At 50.5% G+C, this 15,411-nt stretch carries 18 protein-coding genes; 14 read left to right on the top strand and 4 right to left on the bottom strand.

Going from position 1 to position 15,411, the window contains the following annotated elements:
- Window positions 1-121 precede the first annotated feature (121 nt).
- The 6 genes from ABD836_RS17700 to hisC all read left to right on the top strand — a co-directional run bounded on the left by ABD836_RS17700 (window position 122) and on the right by hisC (window position 5,516).
- Window positions 122-796, top strand: a complete 675-nt coding sequence (locus ABD836_RS17700; protein ID WP_344938561.1) for an MlaC/ttg2D family ABC transporter substrate-binding protein — start codon at window positions 122-124, stop codon at window positions 794-796.
- A 121-nt stretch (window positions 797-917) separates the two neighbouring features.
- Entirely contained in the window at window positions 918-1,151 is a 234-nt protein-coding gene (locus ABD836_RS17695; RefSeq protein WP_344938558.1) for a BolA family protein, read from the top strand.
- Between the two features lie 27 nt (window positions 1,152-1,178).
- A complete protein-coding gene (gene murA, locus ABD836_RS17690; protein WP_344938555.1) occupies window positions 1,179-2,444 on the top strand; it encodes a UDP-N-acetylglucosamine 1-carboxyvinyltransferase in 1,266 nt (421 codons plus the stop codon).
- Window positions 2,445-2,470: 26 nt separating this feature from the next.
- Complete coding sequence (gene hisG, locus ABD836_RS17685; protein ID WP_344938553.1) at window positions 2,471-3,127, top strand: ATP phosphoribosyltransferase; 657 nt, start codon at window positions 2,471-2,473, stop codon at window positions 3,125-3,127.
- Complete coding sequence (hisD, locus tag ABD836_RS17680) at window positions 3,127-4,458, top strand: histidinol dehydrogenase (protein WP_344938550.1); 1,332 nt, start codon at window positions 3,127-3,129, stop codon at window positions 4,456-4,458. The genes hisG and hisD overlap by 1 nt, the downstream gene beginning before the upstream one ends.
- Window positions 4,455-5,516: a histidinol-phosphate transaminase gene (hisC, locus tag ABD836_RS17675; RefSeq protein WP_344938548.1), complete on the top strand. Its 1,062-nt coding sequence runs from the start codon at window positions 4,455-4,457 to the stop codon at window positions 5,514-5,516. The genes hisD and hisC overlap by 4 nt, the downstream gene beginning before the upstream one ends.
- Before the next feature lie 9 nt (window positions 5,517-5,525).
- Here hisC and ABD836_RS17670 read toward each other — a convergent pair whose 3' ends face one another.
- Entirely contained in the window at window positions 5,526-6,563 is a 1,038-nt protein-coding gene (locus ABD836_RS17670) for a S1C family serine protease (RefSeq protein ID WP_344938659.1), read from the bottom strand.
- Between the two features lie 112 nt (window positions 6,564-6,675).
- Here ABD836_RS17670 and ABD836_RS17665 point away from each other — a divergent pair, with 112 nt between their 5' ends.
- Window positions 6,676-7,437 (top strand): Nif3-like dinuclear metal center hexameric protein, encoded by a 762-nt coding sequence (locus ABD836_RS17665; RefSeq protein WP_344938546.1) that lies wholly within the window; start codon window positions 6,676-6,678, stop codon window positions 7,435-7,437.
- Window positions 7,438-7,494: 57 nt separating this feature from the next.
- Here ABD836_RS17665 and ABD836_RS17660 read toward each other — a convergent pair whose 3' ends face one another.
- Window positions 7,495-7,971, bottom strand: a complete 477-nt coding sequence (locus tag ABD836_RS17660) for a Z-ring associated ZapG family protein (protein ID WP_344938544.1) — start codon at window positions 7,969-7,971, stop codon at window positions 7,495-7,497.
- Between the two features lie 150 nt (window positions 7,972-8,121).
- On the opposite strand from ABD836_RS17660, the gene zapE reads away from it, so the two are divergent.
- The 7 genes from zapE to ABD836_RS17625 all read left to right on the top strand — a co-directional run bounded on the left by zapE (window position 8,122) and on the right by ABD836_RS17625 (window position 14,254).
- On the top strand, window positions 8,122-9,231 hold the full coding sequence (gene zapE / locus ABD836_RS17655; protein WP_344938542.1) for a cell division protein ZapE: 1,110 nt from the start codon (window positions 8,122-8,124) through the stop codon (window positions 9,229-9,231).
- Between the two features lie 110 nt (window positions 9,232-9,341).
- Window positions 9,342-9,770 (top strand): 50S ribosomal protein L13, encoded by a 429-nt coding sequence (gene rplM, locus ABD836_RS17650; RefSeq protein ID WP_344938540.1) that lies wholly within the window; start codon window positions 9,342-9,344, stop codon window positions 9,768-9,770.
- Between the two features lie 12 nt (window positions 9,771-9,782).
- Window positions 9,783-10,175, top strand: a complete 393-nt coding sequence (gene rpsI / locus ABD836_RS17645; protein ID WP_344938539.1) for a 30S ribosomal protein S9 — start codon at window positions 9,783-9,785, stop codon at window positions 10,173-10,175.
- Between the two features lie 236 nt (window positions 10,176-10,411).
- Window positions 10,412-11,008 carry a ubiquinol-cytochrome c reductase iron-sulfur subunit gene (gene petA / locus ABD836_RS17640; protein WP_344938537.1) on the top strand — a complete coding sequence of 199 codons (597 nt, stop codon included), beginning with the start codon at window positions 10,412-10,414 and terminating at the stop codon, window positions 11,006-11,008.
- Complete coding sequence (locus ABD836_RS17635; protein WP_344938535.1) at window positions 11,008-13,065, top strand: ubiquinol-cytochrome c reductase; 2,058 nt, start codon at window positions 11,008-11,010, stop codon at window positions 13,063-13,065. Before petA ends, ABD836_RS17635 begins: the two co-directional genes overlap by 1 nt.
- A 110-nt stretch (window positions 13,066-13,175) precedes the next feature.
- Entirely contained in the window at window positions 13,176-13,823 is a 648-nt protein-coding gene (locus tag ABD836_RS17630; protein WP_344938533.1) for a glutathione S-transferase N-terminal domain-containing protein, read from the top strand.
- A 23-nt stretch (window positions 13,824-13,846) separates the two neighbouring features.
- Window positions 13,847-14,254 (top strand): ClpXP protease specificity-enhancing factor, encoded by a 408-nt coding sequence (locus ABD836_RS17625; protein ID WP_344938531.1) that lies wholly within the window; start codon window positions 13,847-13,849, stop codon window positions 14,252-14,254.
- Window positions 14,255-14,301: 47 nt separating this feature from the next.
- On the opposite strand, the gene ABD836_RS17620 is transcribed toward ABD836_RS17625, so the two are convergent.
- The gene (locus ABD836_RS17620; protein WP_344938529.1) at window positions 14,302-14,874 is read right to left on the bottom strand and encodes a BON domain-containing protein; all 573 of its coding nucleotides are present in this window, start codon (window positions 14,872-14,874) and stop codon (window positions 14,302-14,304) included.
- Window positions 14,871-15,389 (bottom strand): D-sedoheptulose-7-phosphate isomerase, encoded by a 519-nt coding sequence (locus ABD836_RS17615; RefSeq protein ID WP_344938527.1) that lies wholly within the window; start codon window positions 15,387-15,389, stop codon window positions 14,871-14,873. Before ABD836_RS17615 ends, ABD836_RS17620 begins: the two co-directional genes overlap by 4 nt.
- Window positions 15,390-15,411 lie beyond the last annotated feature (22 nt).

Here is a 15,411-nt window from a genome sequence, read left to right as displayed (position 1 = left end):
GACAAAATAACAGGATTAGCTGTCCTTAGATGTGGGAGACATTCCCATAATTCGAGGTCGAAGCTTGCAGTTGGTAGTGATGTGCCGTGTTTAAACGGTTAAAAATTATTGAGGAAACGATATGTACAAGCGATTTTTTCTTGCCGCATTTATGGCGATTGGCATGCTGGCTCCGGCATATGCAGCAGAAAAGGGGCCTTATGAGGTTGTGGCCGACACGACACAAGAGCTGGTGAAGGTTATTGAAGAGGCGCGTAGTTATATCGATAAGGACCCTAAGCGCTTTACCTCTGAAGTACGCAGGATTATGGATGACGTGGTCGATTTCCAGAGCTTTGCTCGGGGCATAATGGGCAAGTATGGCAGTCGCCGCTATTACGAGAGTTTAAAAACCGATGCAGAGCGTGCTCAGTTTCGCGATCGGGTAATGCGCTTCACCAATAGCTTTAAAGATGGGCTGATCAATACCTATGCGCAGGGCTTGTTGGGATTTAATGGTAACCGCATCGAAGTTTCGCCGCTTGCAGACGATGTAGACCTGTCGGGCAGTGTGGGTGTACGCCAAGATATTTATGGTGAGCGCGCTAAGCCCTATCAAGTTATGTACACCGTTCGCCAGGGTTCAGATGGCAAATGGAAGCTGCGTAACGTGGTTATCGAAGGCTTAAATTTAGGGCGGATTTATCAAAATCAGTTTGATGCTGCGGTTAAGCAATACAATGGTGATATTGATAAAGTCATTGCCAACTGGACAGTTGCTCCCCAATCCGTGATGGAAGAACAGGCAGCAAAATAATTATTCTTTGCCTCGGTGGCAGGGTGAGTACGCTTTACCGGTATTCGCCTCGCCATGTGGACTGCAATTGCGTACAATTCCGCGCTTGATATCGCTAGTGATGAATACAGGCAGGATTGTCATGCAAACAGATCTTATTGAGCAACGCCTTTCCGAGCATTTTCCAGGGAGTGAGGTCGCGGTCAGTGGCGATGGCAGTCATTTTGACGTTCGCGTTGTGAGTGCTGCATTTTCCGGTTTACGCGCAGTTAAACGCCAGCAATTGGTCTATGCTGCGGTCAACGATTGGATACGCGACGGCTCGTTGCACGCTATTAATATTAAAGCTATTACCCCCGAGGAAGCTCAAGCCTGAGGCTGACGGGACTTTCCAGGAGATTGCATGGATAAGTTGCTTATACGCGGCTGCGGCCCTTTGGCCGGAGAGATTCGCGTGTCTGGTTCCAAAAATGCGGCATTGCCGATTCTTGCCGCTACCTTGTTGTCTAGCGAGCCGGTACTAATCCGCAATCTGCCACATTTGCACGATGTCACTACCATGATCGCGCTGTTGCGCAGTATGGGTACTGAGTTGATTGTCGATGAGCGACTCGGCGTTGAAATTAATGGTTCAACCACCACCGAAACAACGGCGCCCTATGAATTGGTGAAAACCATGCGTGCATCGATTTTGGTGTTGGGTCCCTTGTTAACGCATTTTGGGCACGCGAAAGTGTCTTTTCCTGGCGGCTGCGCCATCGGTAGTCGGCCAGTAGATCAACATCTGCGCGGCTTTGAGGCGATGGGTGCAATTATTGATATCGACGAAGGTTATATCACTGCGCGGGCACCGGAGGGTGGTTTAAAAGGCGCCCACGTCTTATTTGATATGGTTACCGTTGGCGGCACTGAGAACGTGATGATGGCGGCGGCGCTGGCCAAAGGTCGCACCGTACTAGAAAACGCCGCGCGCGAACCTGAAATTGTCGATTTGGCGAATTGCCTGATCGCTATGGGTGCCAAAATTACAGGTCATGGTACTGCGACAATTACCATCGACGGTGTTGAGCGCTTGCATGGCTGTACATACTCAGTTATGCCTGACCGCATTGAGGCGGGTACCTATTTAGTGGCGGCCGCGGCTAGTCGCGGTTCTATCCGCCTTCGGGATATTGGTCCTGAGACTTTAGAGGCCGTGCTGGTTAAATTGGAAGAGGCGGGCGCTAAGATCGAAAGTGGCGTTGACTGGATTACCCTCGACATGGAGGGGCGTCAGCCTAAAGCAGTTAATATTAAAACCATGCCCTATCCTGGCTTTCCAACTGATATGCAGGCCCAGTTTACGGCGATGAATACCGTGGCTGATGGCGTATCCCACGTCACAGAGACGATTTTTGAAAATCGTTTGATTCAAACCCATGAAATGAATCGCATGGGTGCCAAAATCACAATTGAAGGTAATACCGCTATGATTAAGGGTATTGATCGCCTTAAGGGTGCCCCGGTAATGGCCAGTGATTTACGTGCGTCAGCGAGCCTCGTTATTGCTGGTTTGGTTGCCGACGGTGAGACTTTGGTCGATAGAATTTATCACATCGATCGCGGTTATGAATGCATTGAGGAAAAGTTCCTCGCGCTTGGCGCCGATATTCGCCGAGTTGCTAACTAGAATTTATCCGTTCTTGGAGTTTACTTGTGGATCAGCCGGTTACGATCGCCCTCACCAAAGGGCGTATTCTTAAAGAAACCCTGCCCCTGCTAGCCGAAGCCGGTATTGTGCCGCTTGAGGATATAAGCAGTAGTCGCAAGCTGATTTTTGAAACCAATCACGCCCATATTCAACTAATTGTGATTCGGGGTACCGACGTGCCGACCTACGTTAAGTTGGGTTCGGCAGATATTGGGGTGGCGGGTAAAGATATGCTGCTGGAGTTGGGCGCGGCGGACATGTATGAGCCCCTCGACTTAAATATTGCTCGCTGCCGCTTAATGACGGCGGGTCGTGTTGGTGAGGCCTTGCCTCACGGCCGAGTTCGCGTTGCGACTAAATTCGTGAATGTTGCCCGCCGGCACTTTGCTGAGCGGGGTGTTCAGGTAGAGCTTATCAAGCTCTATGGTGCAATGGAGCTGGCGCCATTGATGAATTTGGCAGATTTGATTGTCGATATTGTCGATACCGGTAATACCCTGCGCGCCAATGGCATGGAGCCGCGAGATATGATCTCCGATGTTAGCTCGCGCCTGGTAGTTAACAAGGCTGCAATGAAGCGCAAGCACCAGAGTATTCAAGATATTATTGGCAAATTGACGGCCGCCGTGGAGGCTCGCCAAGCTGCATCGGAGACTGTGTGATGGCTGAAATCATTCGGCGCATGGATGCCGCAGAACCTGGTTTTGATGCGGCGTTGACGGCTTTACTCAACTGGGAGGCAACGACGAATCCGACTGTTTCCAACACGGTTGCAGAAGTCTTAGCGGCGATTCGCAATAACGGCGATACGGCGCTGCTTACCTATACCAAACAGTTTGATGGTGTGGACGCGGCAGCCGCCAGCGAGCTCGAAATTCCGCAAGCGCGTATGCAAGCCGCTTTGCAATCTATTCCAGCTGAAGTTCGCGATGCGCTTGAGAAAGCCGCCGATCGCATTCGCAGTTATCACCAGCATCAGCGCCAGGAGTCTTGGTCATATACTGAGGCGGATGGCACGGTGCTCGGTCAGCAAATTACGCCGCTCGAGCGGGTAGGATTATATGTGCCGGGCGGCAAGGCAACTTACCCTTCATCGGTATTAATGAATGCTATTCCTGCCAAGGTGGCGGGGGTGGATGAATTGATCATGGTGTCGCCAACTCCTAAGGGTTTTGTCAATGACATGGTGTTGGCTGCGGCAGCGATTGCTGGGGTTGACCGGGTATTCACTATCGGCGGCGCTCAAGCCGTTGGCGCCTTGGCCTACGGTACTGAGACAATTCCAAAAGTCGACAAGATTGTCGGCCCCGGAAATATCTATGTGGCTACTGCCAAGCGCCAAGTGTTCGGTAGTGTTGGGCTCGATATGATTGCTGGGCCCTCAGAAATTTTGGTGATCTGCGACGGCAAAACGGATGCCGATTGGATCGCGATGGATTTGTTCTCCCAGGCGGAGCACGACGAAGACGCTCAATCTATTTTATTAAGTCCTGATGCTGCGTTTTTGGACGCGGTCGCGACCAGTATTGCCAAACTATTGCCGGAGTCGGAGCGGGCTGAGATTATTCGCCAATCTCTATCGGCACGCGGCGCGCTGGTTTTAGTGAAAGATCTCGATGAAGCAATCACGCTAAGTAATCGTATTGCGCCGGAGCACTTGGAGTTGTCTTTCGATAATGCTCAAGATTATTTGCCGAAAATTCGTCACGCAGGTGCGATTTTTATGGGGCGCTATACGCCTGAAGCCTTGGGTGATTATTGCGCAGGGCCCAATCACGTACTGCCGACCTCCGGTACCGCGCGTTTCTCGTCGCCGTTGGGCGTTTATGACTTCCAAAAGCGGTCTTCCATAATTGGTTGCTCGGCGGCTGGCGCGTCAGAACTAGCCAAAGTGGCTTCAGTGCTGGCTAGAGGGGAGTCGTTAACTGCCCACGCGCGAAGCGCAGAGTACCGGTTTTTGTCGGAAGATCGCCCTGGTAAGGAGTCGGTATGAGTCGGTTTTGGAGCCCCTTTGTTAAGGATTTAGTGCCCTATGTGCCGGGTGAACAGCCCAAACTGCAAAAGCTGACCAAGCTCAATACCAATGAGAATCCCTATGGTCCTTCGTCAGCGGTTTTGGCGGCAATCCAAGATGGGCTTAATGATGATTTACGTCGTTATCCGGATCCTAATAGTGAGCAGTTAAAAACCGCAATTGCCGAGTATCATGGTGTTGATATTGCGCAGGTATTTGTTGGTAATGGCTCGGATGAAGTGTTGGCGCATATTTTTCACGGTCTATTTCAGCATGGCAAACCCTTGCTGTTCCCAGATATTACCTACAGCTTTTACCCAGTGTATTGCGGATTGTACGATATTCCCTACGAGGCAATTCCACTGGACGCGGCGTTTCAGATTAGGGTGAATGACTACACCGGTATGAAGGGCGGCATCATTTTTCCAAACCCGAATGCGCCCACGGGCTGTTTTCTGCCATTGGCGGAGATCGAGCGCCTATTGGCGGTGAACACCGAAACCGTGGTGGTCATTGACGAGGCTTATGTGGACTTTGGTGGTGAATCGGCCATTAGCTTGGTGAGTCGCTACCCCAATTTGTTGGTGACTCAAACGCTATCTAAATCGCGCTCGCTAGCGGGTTTGCGGGTTGGTTTTGCTGTTGGTCATCCAGATTTAATTGAAGCTTTAGAACGGATTAAGAATAGCTTTAATTCCTACCCTTTAGATCGTCTAGCGCAGCGCGGTGCGGTGGCATCTTTTGCCGACCAGCCCTATTTTGAGCAGTGTCAGGCTGCGGTGATTGCCGAACGCGAGGCGTTGGTGCGGGGCTTGGCCGAGTTGGACTTCGAAGTGTTGCCCTCGCTTGCTAATTTTGTGTTTTGTCGCCATCGCAGTCGGGATGCGGCTGAACTAGCTGCGGGGCTGCGTGAAGACGGGATTATAGTTCGGCATTTTAAGCAGGCGCGTATTGAGCAATATTTACGTATATCTATTGGTCGGCCAGCGGAAAGCGCGGTGTTATTTGAGTCGCTAAAACGCCTTCTTACTGCTTAGTATTTCTGGCTAGCTGTTGGGGCGCTCGGCAACTTGGGTTTCAATAGTGAACATTTCTTCTCCCCGTAAAAAGCCAATTCGTACTCGCTGCCCCGGCCGGGTATAGGTGATTAATTTCATGCCGGCGTGGCCATCACCCACTTGTTCGCCGTTGATTTCTGTAAGAATGTCGCCCACTTTTAAGCCCGCTTTTTCCGCTGGGCCGCTATTCGCGAGTGCGGTGATAATGACGCCATTGGTACCAACGCCCACGGGTTGCACTTCAATTCCAAGCCAGCCTCGCAGAGGGCGGCCGTAGCTTATTAGGTCGCTCATGGTGCGCAGGGCGAGATCGGTGGGGATGGCTAGACCAATTCCTGTGGAGCCGCCGCTTTGGGTGTAAATCGCGGTATTGATACCAAGTAGGCGGCCTTTGGTATCAATGAGGGCGCCGCCGGAGTTGCCGGGATTGATGGCCGCGTCAGTTTGAATGTAATTTTCAAATTGACTCAGGCCTAAGCCGTAGCGGCCGGTTGCACTGACGATGCCTTGGGTTACGGTCTGGCCAAAACCATAAGGATTGCCGATGGCAAGTACGATATTGCCGACTCGAATTTTGCTGGGATCGCCTATGGTTATGCTGGTCAGATTGTCTAGGTCGATTTTAAGCACGGCAAGGTCAGTGTCAGCGTCGCTGCCGATCACGCTGGCCAACGCTTGCCGGCCATCGTGGAGTAAGACTAATATTTCGTCGGCGCCATTAATGACATGGTAATTCGTTAGTAAATAACCAGCATCGCTGACAATAACGCCAGACCCTAAGCTGCGCTCAAGTTGCTGTTTGGCTTTGCCGTTGCGGCTGAAAAAATGTTTGAATAGCGGGTCATTTGCTAAGGGGTGGCGTTGCTGCACAACCTTGGTGGTGTAAATGTTAGCGACTGCGGGTGCCGCATTTTCTACCGCGTATACATAGTCGTGGTCCCGTTGCCCGGGTAGGTAGGCGAGTATGCAAAGCCCCAATAATACCCCGCAGAGCGTTGGCCAGATCAGGGTTTTGGGGTTGGGCATTTTCAAAAGCTGATCCTCGCAAATGCGCTAATTGGCCGTTTTTGGCGTGGCTGGTGTGCAGGCGTGCTAGCCTAGCACGATTTGCGCCGTTTTCGAATTTCTGGGAGCTAGTATGAGTGTTTCATTGTCCGCTTTGGTCACTGCGGCAGATAGCCTGTTGGAGCCGCACAATTTTAATGATTATTGCCCAAATGGTTTGCAGGTCGCGGGTCGTAGCGAGGTGCGTACGATTGTGTCCGGCGTGACAGCATCGCAGGCATTAATTGAGGCGGCTGTTGATGTTGGGGCCGATGCCATTGTTGTGCACCACGGTTATTTTTGGCGTGGTGAAGACCCTTGCGTGGTTGGAATGAAGCGTCAGCGCCTTGGGTTGTTGCTGAAGCATGATATTAGTTTAATTGCCTATCACCTGCCTTTAGACGCACATCCAGAGCTTGGGAATAATGTTCAGCTGGCTAAGCAGTTGGGTATAACGGTGCAAGGTGGCTTAGAGCCTAATAATCCTCGCTCGGTGGGTAATGTCGGCATCTTGGCGGCACCGCAGCCGGCACGGGTTTTTGCCGACCATATTGCCAAGGTATTAGGGCGCTGCCCTCTGTTGGAATTGGGGCATGACCGCCCAATTCAGCGAATTGCGTGGTGTACTGGCGCGGCGCAATCGTATATTGAAAAAGCGGCGGCGTTGGGAGTTGATGCGTTTTTGAGTGGCGAGGTGTCCGAGCCGACGATTTTGGCTGCGCGTGAACTTGGTCTTCATTATATTGCGGCTGGTCACCACGCAACCGAGCGCTACGGAGTGCAGGCATTGGCTGCTGCCCTCGCGACGCAATTCGATTTGAGTCACCAATTTATCGATATCGATAATCCGGCATAAGCGGTTTGTTGCAAGCCCCAGGCATAGCCTGAGCTTGCGCATGGGGCGTTGGCTGGTTTAGAGGTGTGGTGCTATCGGTGGATCAATTTGTTCTTTAGTTTTTTTCTCAGAATCCATTCCGAATTCTTCGTGTAGTGCGCCTTTTTTTCCAGGCTGGCGGGGAGCGTAATCTAGCGGTGGTGCTGATGGCACAACTTTGTTGGATTTGCTTTCGAGTACAGGGCGGCCTTCTGGAAGTGCTTGCAAGGGGCTGATGCCAGAGGCGTGCAAGTTTTGTGCGCCTTCCACAATATGGTTGTGAACGCTACGATAGCTTTCGGCAAGTTCATTTAGTAGCTCGCCAGTGCGGTCAAAGTGGGTGCTGACCTCCTGCTGGTACTCCTGCTGTTGTTGCTGCATTTCACTGAATTGTTTTTCTAATACGGCGCGATTCTGTTGTTCTGGCTTTAGCCGGCCAAGAATAAAGTAGCCGATGGCGGCGCCTATTAATAGGCTAATCATAGCAACGGCGAACAGGGTGCTTAGGTCTTCCACAGAAACTCCTCCGATGAGTCGACGTGTTTGTCACTCTAGAATGATGCAGTATAACTGCTCGCGCCTCGGGGTTCAGTACCCCCACGATAAAAAATTGCCTATTCGCGGTCAGGTGGGTAAAGTTGCGCCGTCTTGAACGAGGGCCTCATTATGGCTACCCCATTACAGCGATATCGCCGAGATCTTGAGCAAACTGATTTTTCCTACGATCCGGCTCAGGAACATGCCGTAACGTGCTTACAGCGTTTGTACGATGAACTGGTCGCGCAGCCGTCGCCGAGTGCGTTGGGCTTGTGGGCAGGGATTAGTGCAAAGTTGACGCGCCGGCCAGCACCGGTAAGTAACATAAAAGGTCTGTACTTCTGGGGTGGCGTCGGGCGCGGCAAAACCTATTTGATGGACACTTTCTACGACACGCTGCCTTTTGATAAAAAGCTGCGAGCGCATTTTCATCGCTTTATGCAGCGAGTTCACAAAGAATTGAAATCCCTTTCTGGTGAAAAAAACCCTCTTGTCATTGTTGCTGATCGTATTGCGGACGAGGCCAGGGTTATTTGTTTTGATGAGTTTTTTGTTACCGACATTACCGATGCGATGATTTTGGCTGGTTTGTTTGAGCGCTTGTTCGAGCGTGGCGTCGTGCTGGTGGCAACGTCGAATATTGTGCCGGATGGCTTGTATAAAGATGGATTGCAGCGCGCTCGCTTTTTGCCTGCTATTGCCCTAATTAACCAGCGCACAGAAATTGTGAATGTTGATGGTGGGGTCGATTATCGGTTGCGAGCCTTAGAACAGGCGGAATTGTATTATTATCCCCTTGGTGACGCTGCGGACCAAAGTTTGATGCGAAGCTTTCAGCGTTTGGCGCCGGAGGCCGCACTGGCCGATCAGGCTTTAGATGTTGAGGGGCGTCAGATAAATGCTCGCTATGTAGCTGATGATGTGGCCTGGTTTGATTTTGTTGAGTTATGCGATGGTCCCCGTAGTCAGTACGACTATATTGAATTGGCCAGGGTGTTTCATGCGGTGGTGATCAGTAATGTGCCGGAAATGGGCGTGGCACGTGATGACCAAACGCGCAGATTCATTAATCTAATTGATGAGTTTTACGATCGTAATGTTAAATTGGTAATCTCGGCTGCAGTATCGCTAGAGAATCTGTATACTGGCGGCCGGTTGGATTTTGAGTTTGAGCGGACTCAGAGTCGGCTTCTGGAAATGCAGTCTGAGGACTACCTCGGGCAAGAGCACCGTCCATAGCGGTGTTTGCCGCTATTGATCCAGAAAAGCAAACATTCCGCTTGAAAAACCTTTGGCGCTTATGTAGTATTCGCGCTCTTTGTTCGGTACGGGCCCTATAGGCGAGACACATGAAAACCTTAAGCGCAAAACCCAGTGACGTAATACATGACTGGTACGTAGTAGACGCCGCCGAAAAAACATTGGGTCGTTTGGCCAGTGAAATTGCGCATCGTTTGCGCGGTAAGCATAAGCCTGAATACACGCCTCATGTTGATACTGGCGATTATATCGTTGTTGTTAATGCGGAAAAAATCCGCGTTACCGGCAATAAAGCAAGTGGTAAGATCTATCACCACCACACTGGTTATCCAGGTGGCCTGAAGTCTATGAGCTTCGAGAAGTTGATTGATAAAGCCCCAGAGCGTGTGATCCAGGGAGCGGTAAAGGGTATGTTGCCCAAAAACCCGCTGGGTCGTGCTATGTTTAAAAAATTGAAAGTCTACGCTGGTACTGAGCATCCACATGCCGCTCAGCAGCCAGTTGAACTGAATATCTAACGGAAGCGTAATATGTCAGCCACCCAGTATTACGGTACAGGTCGCCGTAAAACCTCGTCAGCACGTGTATTCCTGAAAGCAGGAACTGGTGCTATTTCAGTTAACGATCGCACTCTTGACCAATATTTTGGTCGTGAAGTAGCACGCATGATCGTTCGTCAGCCTTTAGAGCTGGTCGAAATGTCTGAAAAGTTTGATATTTTGGTGACCGTTGCAGGTGGTGGCAGTTTCGGCCAAGCCGGTGCAATTCGCCACGGCATTACTCGTGCCCTAATGGAATATGACGAAGGCTTGCGCAGTAGTTTGCGTAAAGCTGGTTTCGTTACCCGAGATTCTCGCGAAGTTGAGCGTAAGAAAGTCGGTCTACGTAAAGCACGTAAGAAGCCACAATTCTCCAAGCGTTAACCGCGACGGCCTTTGGCCTGTGGAGACTGCCCATTGCGGCTTTCGGAAAACGCCCACGAGCTACAATGTGGGCGTTTTTTTTGCCTGAGCAAAGATACGATTACGCATCATTGCTGGGCATTGTTGTTGTCAGAGTGGGTCAAGTTCATTAGTATTTGGCCCATTTGGAATTTTGGAGTGGGCTCTGCCTTTGGGCGGGGTCAGCCTGACTTTTCGTATGTTATGGGGGAATCGTCATGAGTAATGACGGCGTAAATACAGGGCGTCGACGTTTCCTGACGGCCGCAACATCAGTTGTTGGTGCCGCCGGGGCCGTTGGTATAGCAACGCCATTTGTGGGTTCGTGGAATCCAAGTGCAAAAGCGAAAGCCGCTGGCGCGCCAGTAAAGGCTGATATCGGCAAGCTTGAGCCTGGTCAGATGGTTGTAGTTGAGTGGCGTGGTAAGCCTGTTTATGTGGTGCGTCGCACCGAAGAGCAGCTTGCTGGCCTCAAAGAGCTTGACCAATATCTAAAAGATCCAGAATCTACTAGTTCTGATCAGCCTGCCTACGTTGGAACCATTACTCGCTCGATTCGTCCGGAATTTTTGGTTTTGGTCGGCCTGTGTACGCATTTAGGTTGTGCGCCAAAGCATCATCCCGAAGTGGGTGTTCCGGATCTTGGCGGCGATGCTTGGTTGGGCGGCTTCTTTTGTCCATGTCATGGTTCGCGTTTCGACCTTGCGGGGCGCGTTTATCAGGGATCGCCTGCGTCTACAAACCTTATTGTTCCTCCGTATTCCTACGAGGGTGACAATGTGCTAGTTATCGGTATTGATCAGGGGGCTGCGTAATGGTCAAAATGTTAGTGGGTTTGCGCGACTGGGTTGATGCCCGCCTGCCAATCATGCGTGCATGGGATACCCATATGGGTAAATACTATGCACCGAAAAACTTTAACTTCTGGTATTTCTTCGGCGTACTATCGCTAGTCGTACTGGTTAATCAGCTGCTGACCGGTGTGTGGTTGACGATGAGCTTTACCCCAAGCTCAGAAGAAGCGTTTAACTCTGTTGAATACATCATGCGAGATGTCGACTTCGGTTGGATCATCCGCTATATGCACTCAACCGGTGCTTCCGCGTTCTTTGTTGTGGTTTATCTGCATATGTTCCGCGGCCTGTTATATGGCTCATACCAAAAACCCCGTGAACTGATCTGGGTTTTTGGTATGTTCATCTTCCTTGCACTTATGGCTGAAGCCTTTGTTGGCTATGTGTTGCCATGGGGGCAGATGTCTTACTGGGGCGCTCAGGTAATCATCTCACTGTTTGGTGCGATTCCTGTTGTAGGTGAAGACATTGTGCAGTGGGTGCGTGGCGACTTCCTGATTTCAGGTGTGACCTTGAACCGCTTTTTTGCGCTGCACGTGGTCGCTCTACCAATTATTTTAATTGCTTTGGTGGTATTGCACCTCCTGGCTTTGCACGAAGTTGGTTCAAACAATCCAGATGGCGTTGAAATCAAGAAAAATAAGGATGCCAACGGCATACCTTTAGACGGCGTGGCGTTCCACCCTTACTACACCGTTCATGATTTAACGGCGATAGCAGTCTTCCTGTTTGTATTCTGCGGCATTGTATTCTTTATGCCGGAGATGGGCGGCTACTTCCTTGAGCATGCTAACTTTGAAATTGCCAATGGCCTAAAAACCCCTGAGCACATCGCGCCTGTGTGGTATTTCACGCCGTTTTATTCAGTACTGCGTGCAGTGCCGGATAAACTGATGGGTTTCATGGCATTTGGTGCCTCCGTCGCGATCTTATTCCTCTTGCCGTGGTTGGACCGCAGCAAGGTGAAGTCGATTCGCTATAAAGGTAACTTCAGTAAAGCCGCTATTCTTATTTTTGTGGCCTCTTTCTTGATCCTTGGTGTGTTGGGCGTGAAAGCGCCTACTGAAGCCCGGACTTTGTTAGCTCGAATCTGTTCGGTGCTCTATTTTGCTTTCTTCCTACTGATGCCATTCTGGACTAAGTGGGAAGCGACCAAGCCGGAGCCGACACGTACCACAGATGGTGGTATGGGTTTCTGGAAAAGCATGTTGGTGCTCTTAGTTGTGATTCTGTTAACCGTGTTGCCGCTCAAGGCTGCTGGCTCGGAATCAGCTTTTGATTGCGGCACGATGGCCTGCGATGAAATAGAGACTGATGTTAGCGATCTCCCGTCGCTGCAGAGTGGCGCCGCTACTTATATGAACTACTGCATGGGCTGCCATTCGCTTAGCTATGCGCGTTACCAGCGTACCGCCGAAGACCTTGGTATTCCCCTTGAGTTGTTTGAAGAGAATTTGAAGTTTGATAGTGAGTCAAAAATTGGTTCGCTAATGCATAACTCGATGGCAGCTGATGATGCAAAAAAGTGGTTTGGCGCCGCGCCGCCTAATTTAACCCTGGTTGCGCGTGCGCGCAGCCCGGAGTGGTTATACACTTATTTGCGTACATTTTATGCGGATCCCTCGCGTCCGTATGGCGTGAACAATAAGGTCTTCAAAGACGTGGGTATGCCTCATGTCATGGCTGAGTTGCAGGGTATGCCTGAGTGCGCTCCCGGTCCAGTTCACGCTCACAATGGTGGCGTATTACGTGATCCGCTAACGGGCGAAAATATATTATTTGGTGATGATGGCAAGGCGTTGAATCCCTGTGGCTCATTCAGCTATGCCAGCAAGGGCGCACTAAGCCCTGCCGAGTATGATAAAGTCGTATATGACTTGGTTAACTTTTTGGAGTACGTTGGTGAGCCATCTGCTGAAAAAAGTAAGCGAATCGGCGTATATGTACTGCTATTCATTGCTGTGTTTTTTGTGTTCGCCTTCTTACTGAATCGTGAATATTGGAAAGACGTGCATTAAAACCCCTTTGGCTTGCGCGGGTATCCGGGTGAGCAGGAAAGAGTCAGCGGGCGGTTCTATTTAGAATTGCCCGTTTGTTGTTTTTAGTTTGATAATTTGAGGTGAGATCAATGGGCGTTGTTGCCAAGCGTTCTACCATGACATTCTTCTCCGACGCAGCAAGTCATTACTGCCATCGGGTGAGAATTGTATTGGCCGAAAAAGGCGTAACTGTTGATATCGTTGATGTGAAACCGGGCACTCTGCCGGAAGAGGTCGCAGAGCTGAACCCGTATAACTCGCTGCCTACTTTGGTTGATCGCGACTTAGCATTGTACGAATCGAAAGTGATGATGGAATACCTCGACGAGCGCTTCCCGCATCCGCCGCTATTGCCGGTATATCCAGTTGCTCGCGGTGAAAGCCGTCAGTATATATATCGTATCGAGCGCGATTGGTGTCGTTTGGTTGATGAGCTTCTTGTGGGTGGCAATCAAAAGAACGCAGAGAAAGCGCGTAAAGAATTGCGTGATAGCCTGCTAACTGTAGCGCCTATCTTTGCAGAAAAGCCGTTTTTCATGAGTGACGAATTCACATTGGTTGATTGCTGTCTTGCACCAATTCTGTGGCGCTTACCTCAGCTGGGTGTAGTTATTCCGCAAACACGTCAATCTAAGCCTTTGTTTGATTACATGACGCGTTTGTTTGAGAGACCTTCTTTCCAAGAAAGTTTGACTGAAAAAGAACGTGAAAACCGTAGCGAGGCGTCAGTAGCCTAAGCCGCTGGCTGGATATTATGGCAATGACATCGAGTCGGCCCTATATGATTAGGGCAATTTACGAATGGGTGGTCGACAATGGATGCACCCCTTATATCCTCGTGAATGCGATGCATGAGGGGGTGTTTGTGCCCCAGCAGTACGTGCAGGATGGTCAGATTGTACTTAATATTTCGCCATCAGCGGTGGTTGGTCTGCATGTTGGTAACGATTTTCTAACGTTTAGTGGGCGGTTTGGTGGTGTACCGCAAGAGGTAAGTGCCCCGGTATCCGCGGTACTTGGTGTGTACGCCAAAGAAAATGGTCAGGGAATGCTGTTCGACACTGAAGAGCCAGATGTGCCGCCAAAACCGCCGGGACCTAGACCGAGTGCAAGTCTCAGCAAGCTGCCATCAGGAAAGGGTAAACCTAGCTTGAAAGTAGTGAAATAAAAAAGGGGCGTGATGTAAATCACGCCCCTTTTTGTTTGCATTCAGCTTCAATAGTATTCAAATACTCGTACAACTTTTTGAACTCCGGTCGTCGTGCTAACGATATTAGTTGCGGTGTCAGATTCTGCTTTAGAAACCAGCCCCATTAAATAAACGATGCCGTTTTCAGTCACGACTTTGATTTTCGAAGCATCTAGTTTGTCATCTAGGGACAGTCGGCTTTTTACCTTTGTGCTTATCCATGCATCATTGCTGCGCGCTAGCATGCTAACGTCCTGCCCGATTGCCAGCTCATTGTGAACTTTGCGGACTTTCTTAACTTCATTTGCTACTTCAGCTGCCAGTTGGCTCAGGCCACTATTGGGAACATTGCCGGTCAATAAGACAATGCCGTTGTGGCTGGTGACCGACACTCGAGCACTCTGTAGTGCCGGGTCAGTTTTCCGAATATTGACGAGGGCTTTAGTCTCTATAATTTCATCGTCTAAATAACTTCCTAAGCTGCGGCTACCGGGATCTTCTTGAATGGGTTTGTCGGTGGTCGCGGTAAGAATTTGCGTACAGCCGCTGAGCAAGCCGACCATTATTAAGGGGAGGGCAAGGTGTTTAAGATTGGTCATGCGTGTGGATTTCCAAATAGTTGGCTGTCAATGAGTTCACAGATGCTGTGTACGGCGATTAATTGCATTTCGGTGACGCGTGCGCGATCTTCAACGGGAAACGCGAGTTCAACATCTTCAGGTGCGAGCAGGGAGCTGGCGTCGCCGCCGCTCAGGTTGCATAGCGAGATAACGCGCATATTGCGTTCATGTGCAGCCTGAATAGCACGCAAGGTCGCGGTTGAGCCGTTGCCGTGGTAACAGAGTACAAGGCAGTCACCGGCTTGGCCAAGTGCGCGGATTTGATTAGCGTAAATATCATTGTAGCTTGAGTCAGCGGCGATCGCTGTGGCGGCATCAGCGCTGAGTACCATGGCGGGGAGTGCCGGACGCTCATGCTGGAAGCTAGTAAGCAGGTTGGTCGCCAAATGATGGGCAATCAAGCCACTGGTGCCTTCGCCACAGCAAATAATTTTATGTTCATGAAGCATGCTTTCAACGATGCATTCACTTGCTTGGGCGATGAGCTCACTCACGGACTCCATTGTGTACATACAA

It is taken from the genome of Zhongshania borealis (genome assembly GCF_039539625.1).
In the GTDB taxonomy this organism is placed as follows: Bacteria; Pseudomonadota; Gammaproteobacteria; order Pseudomonadales; family Spongiibacteraceae; genus Spongiibacter; species Spongiibacter borealis.
The sequence above is the reverse complement of the archived record's forward strand: the minus strand, read 5'-3'. Positions and strand labels throughout refer to the sequence as shown.

Coding starts and splice junctions, on each gene's coding strand:
- rplM (WP_344938540.1), top strand. CDS start 9,342: ATGAAAACCTTAAGCGCAAAACCCAGTGACGTAATACATGACTGGTAC.
- rpsI (WP_344938539.1), top strand. CDS start 9,783: ATGTCAGCCACCCAGTATTACGGTACAGGTCGCCGTAAAACCTCGTCA.
- ABD836_RS17625 (WP_344938531.1), top strand. CDS start 13,847: ATGACATCGAGTCGGCCCTATATGATTAGGGCAATTTACGAATGGGTG.
- zapE (WP_344938542.1), top strand. CDS start 8,122: ATGGCTACCCCATTACAGCGATATCGCCGAGATCTTGAGCAAACTGAT.
- ABD836_RS17670 (WP_344938659.1), bottom strand. CDS start 6,563: ATGCCCAACCCCAAAACCCTGATCTGGCCAACGCTCTGCGGGGTATTA.
- ABD836_RS17635 (WP_344938535.1), top strand. CDS start 11,008: ATGGTCAAAATGTTAGTGGGTTTGCGCGACTGGGTTGATGCCCGCCTG.
- ABD836_RS17630 (WP_344938533.1), top strand. CDS start 13,176: ATGGGCGTTGTTGCCAAGCGTTCTACCATGACATTCTTCTCCGACGCA.
- hisC (WP_344938548.1), top strand. CDS start 4,455: ATGAGTCGGTTTTGGAGCCCCTTTGTTAAGGATTTAGTGCCCTATGTG.
- petA (WP_344938537.1), top strand. CDS start 10,412: ATGAGTAATGACGGCGTAAATACAGGGCGTCGACGTTTCCTGACGGCC.
- ABD836_RS17620 (WP_344938529.1), bottom strand. CDS start 14,874: ATGACCAATCTTAAACACCTTGCCCTCCCCTTAATAATGGTCGGCTTG.
- ABD836_RS17700 (WP_344938561.1), top strand. CDS start 122: ATGTACAAGCGATTTTTTCTTGCCGCATTTATGGCGATTGGCATGCTG.
- ABD836_RS17695 (WP_344938558.1), top strand. CDS start 918: ATGCAAACAGATCTTATTGAGCAACGCCTTTCCGAGCATTTTCCAGGG.
- murA (WP_344938555.1), top strand. CDS start 1,179: ATGGATAAGTTGCTTATACGCGGCTGCGGCCCTTTGGCCGGAGAGATT.
- ABD836_RS17665 (WP_344938546.1), top strand. CDS start 6,676: ATGAGTGTTTCATTGTCCGCTTTGGTCACTGCGGCAGATAGCCTGTTG.
- hisD (WP_344938550.1), top strand. CDS start 3,127: ATGGCTGAAATCATTCGGCGCATGGATGCCGCAGAACCTGGTTTTGAT.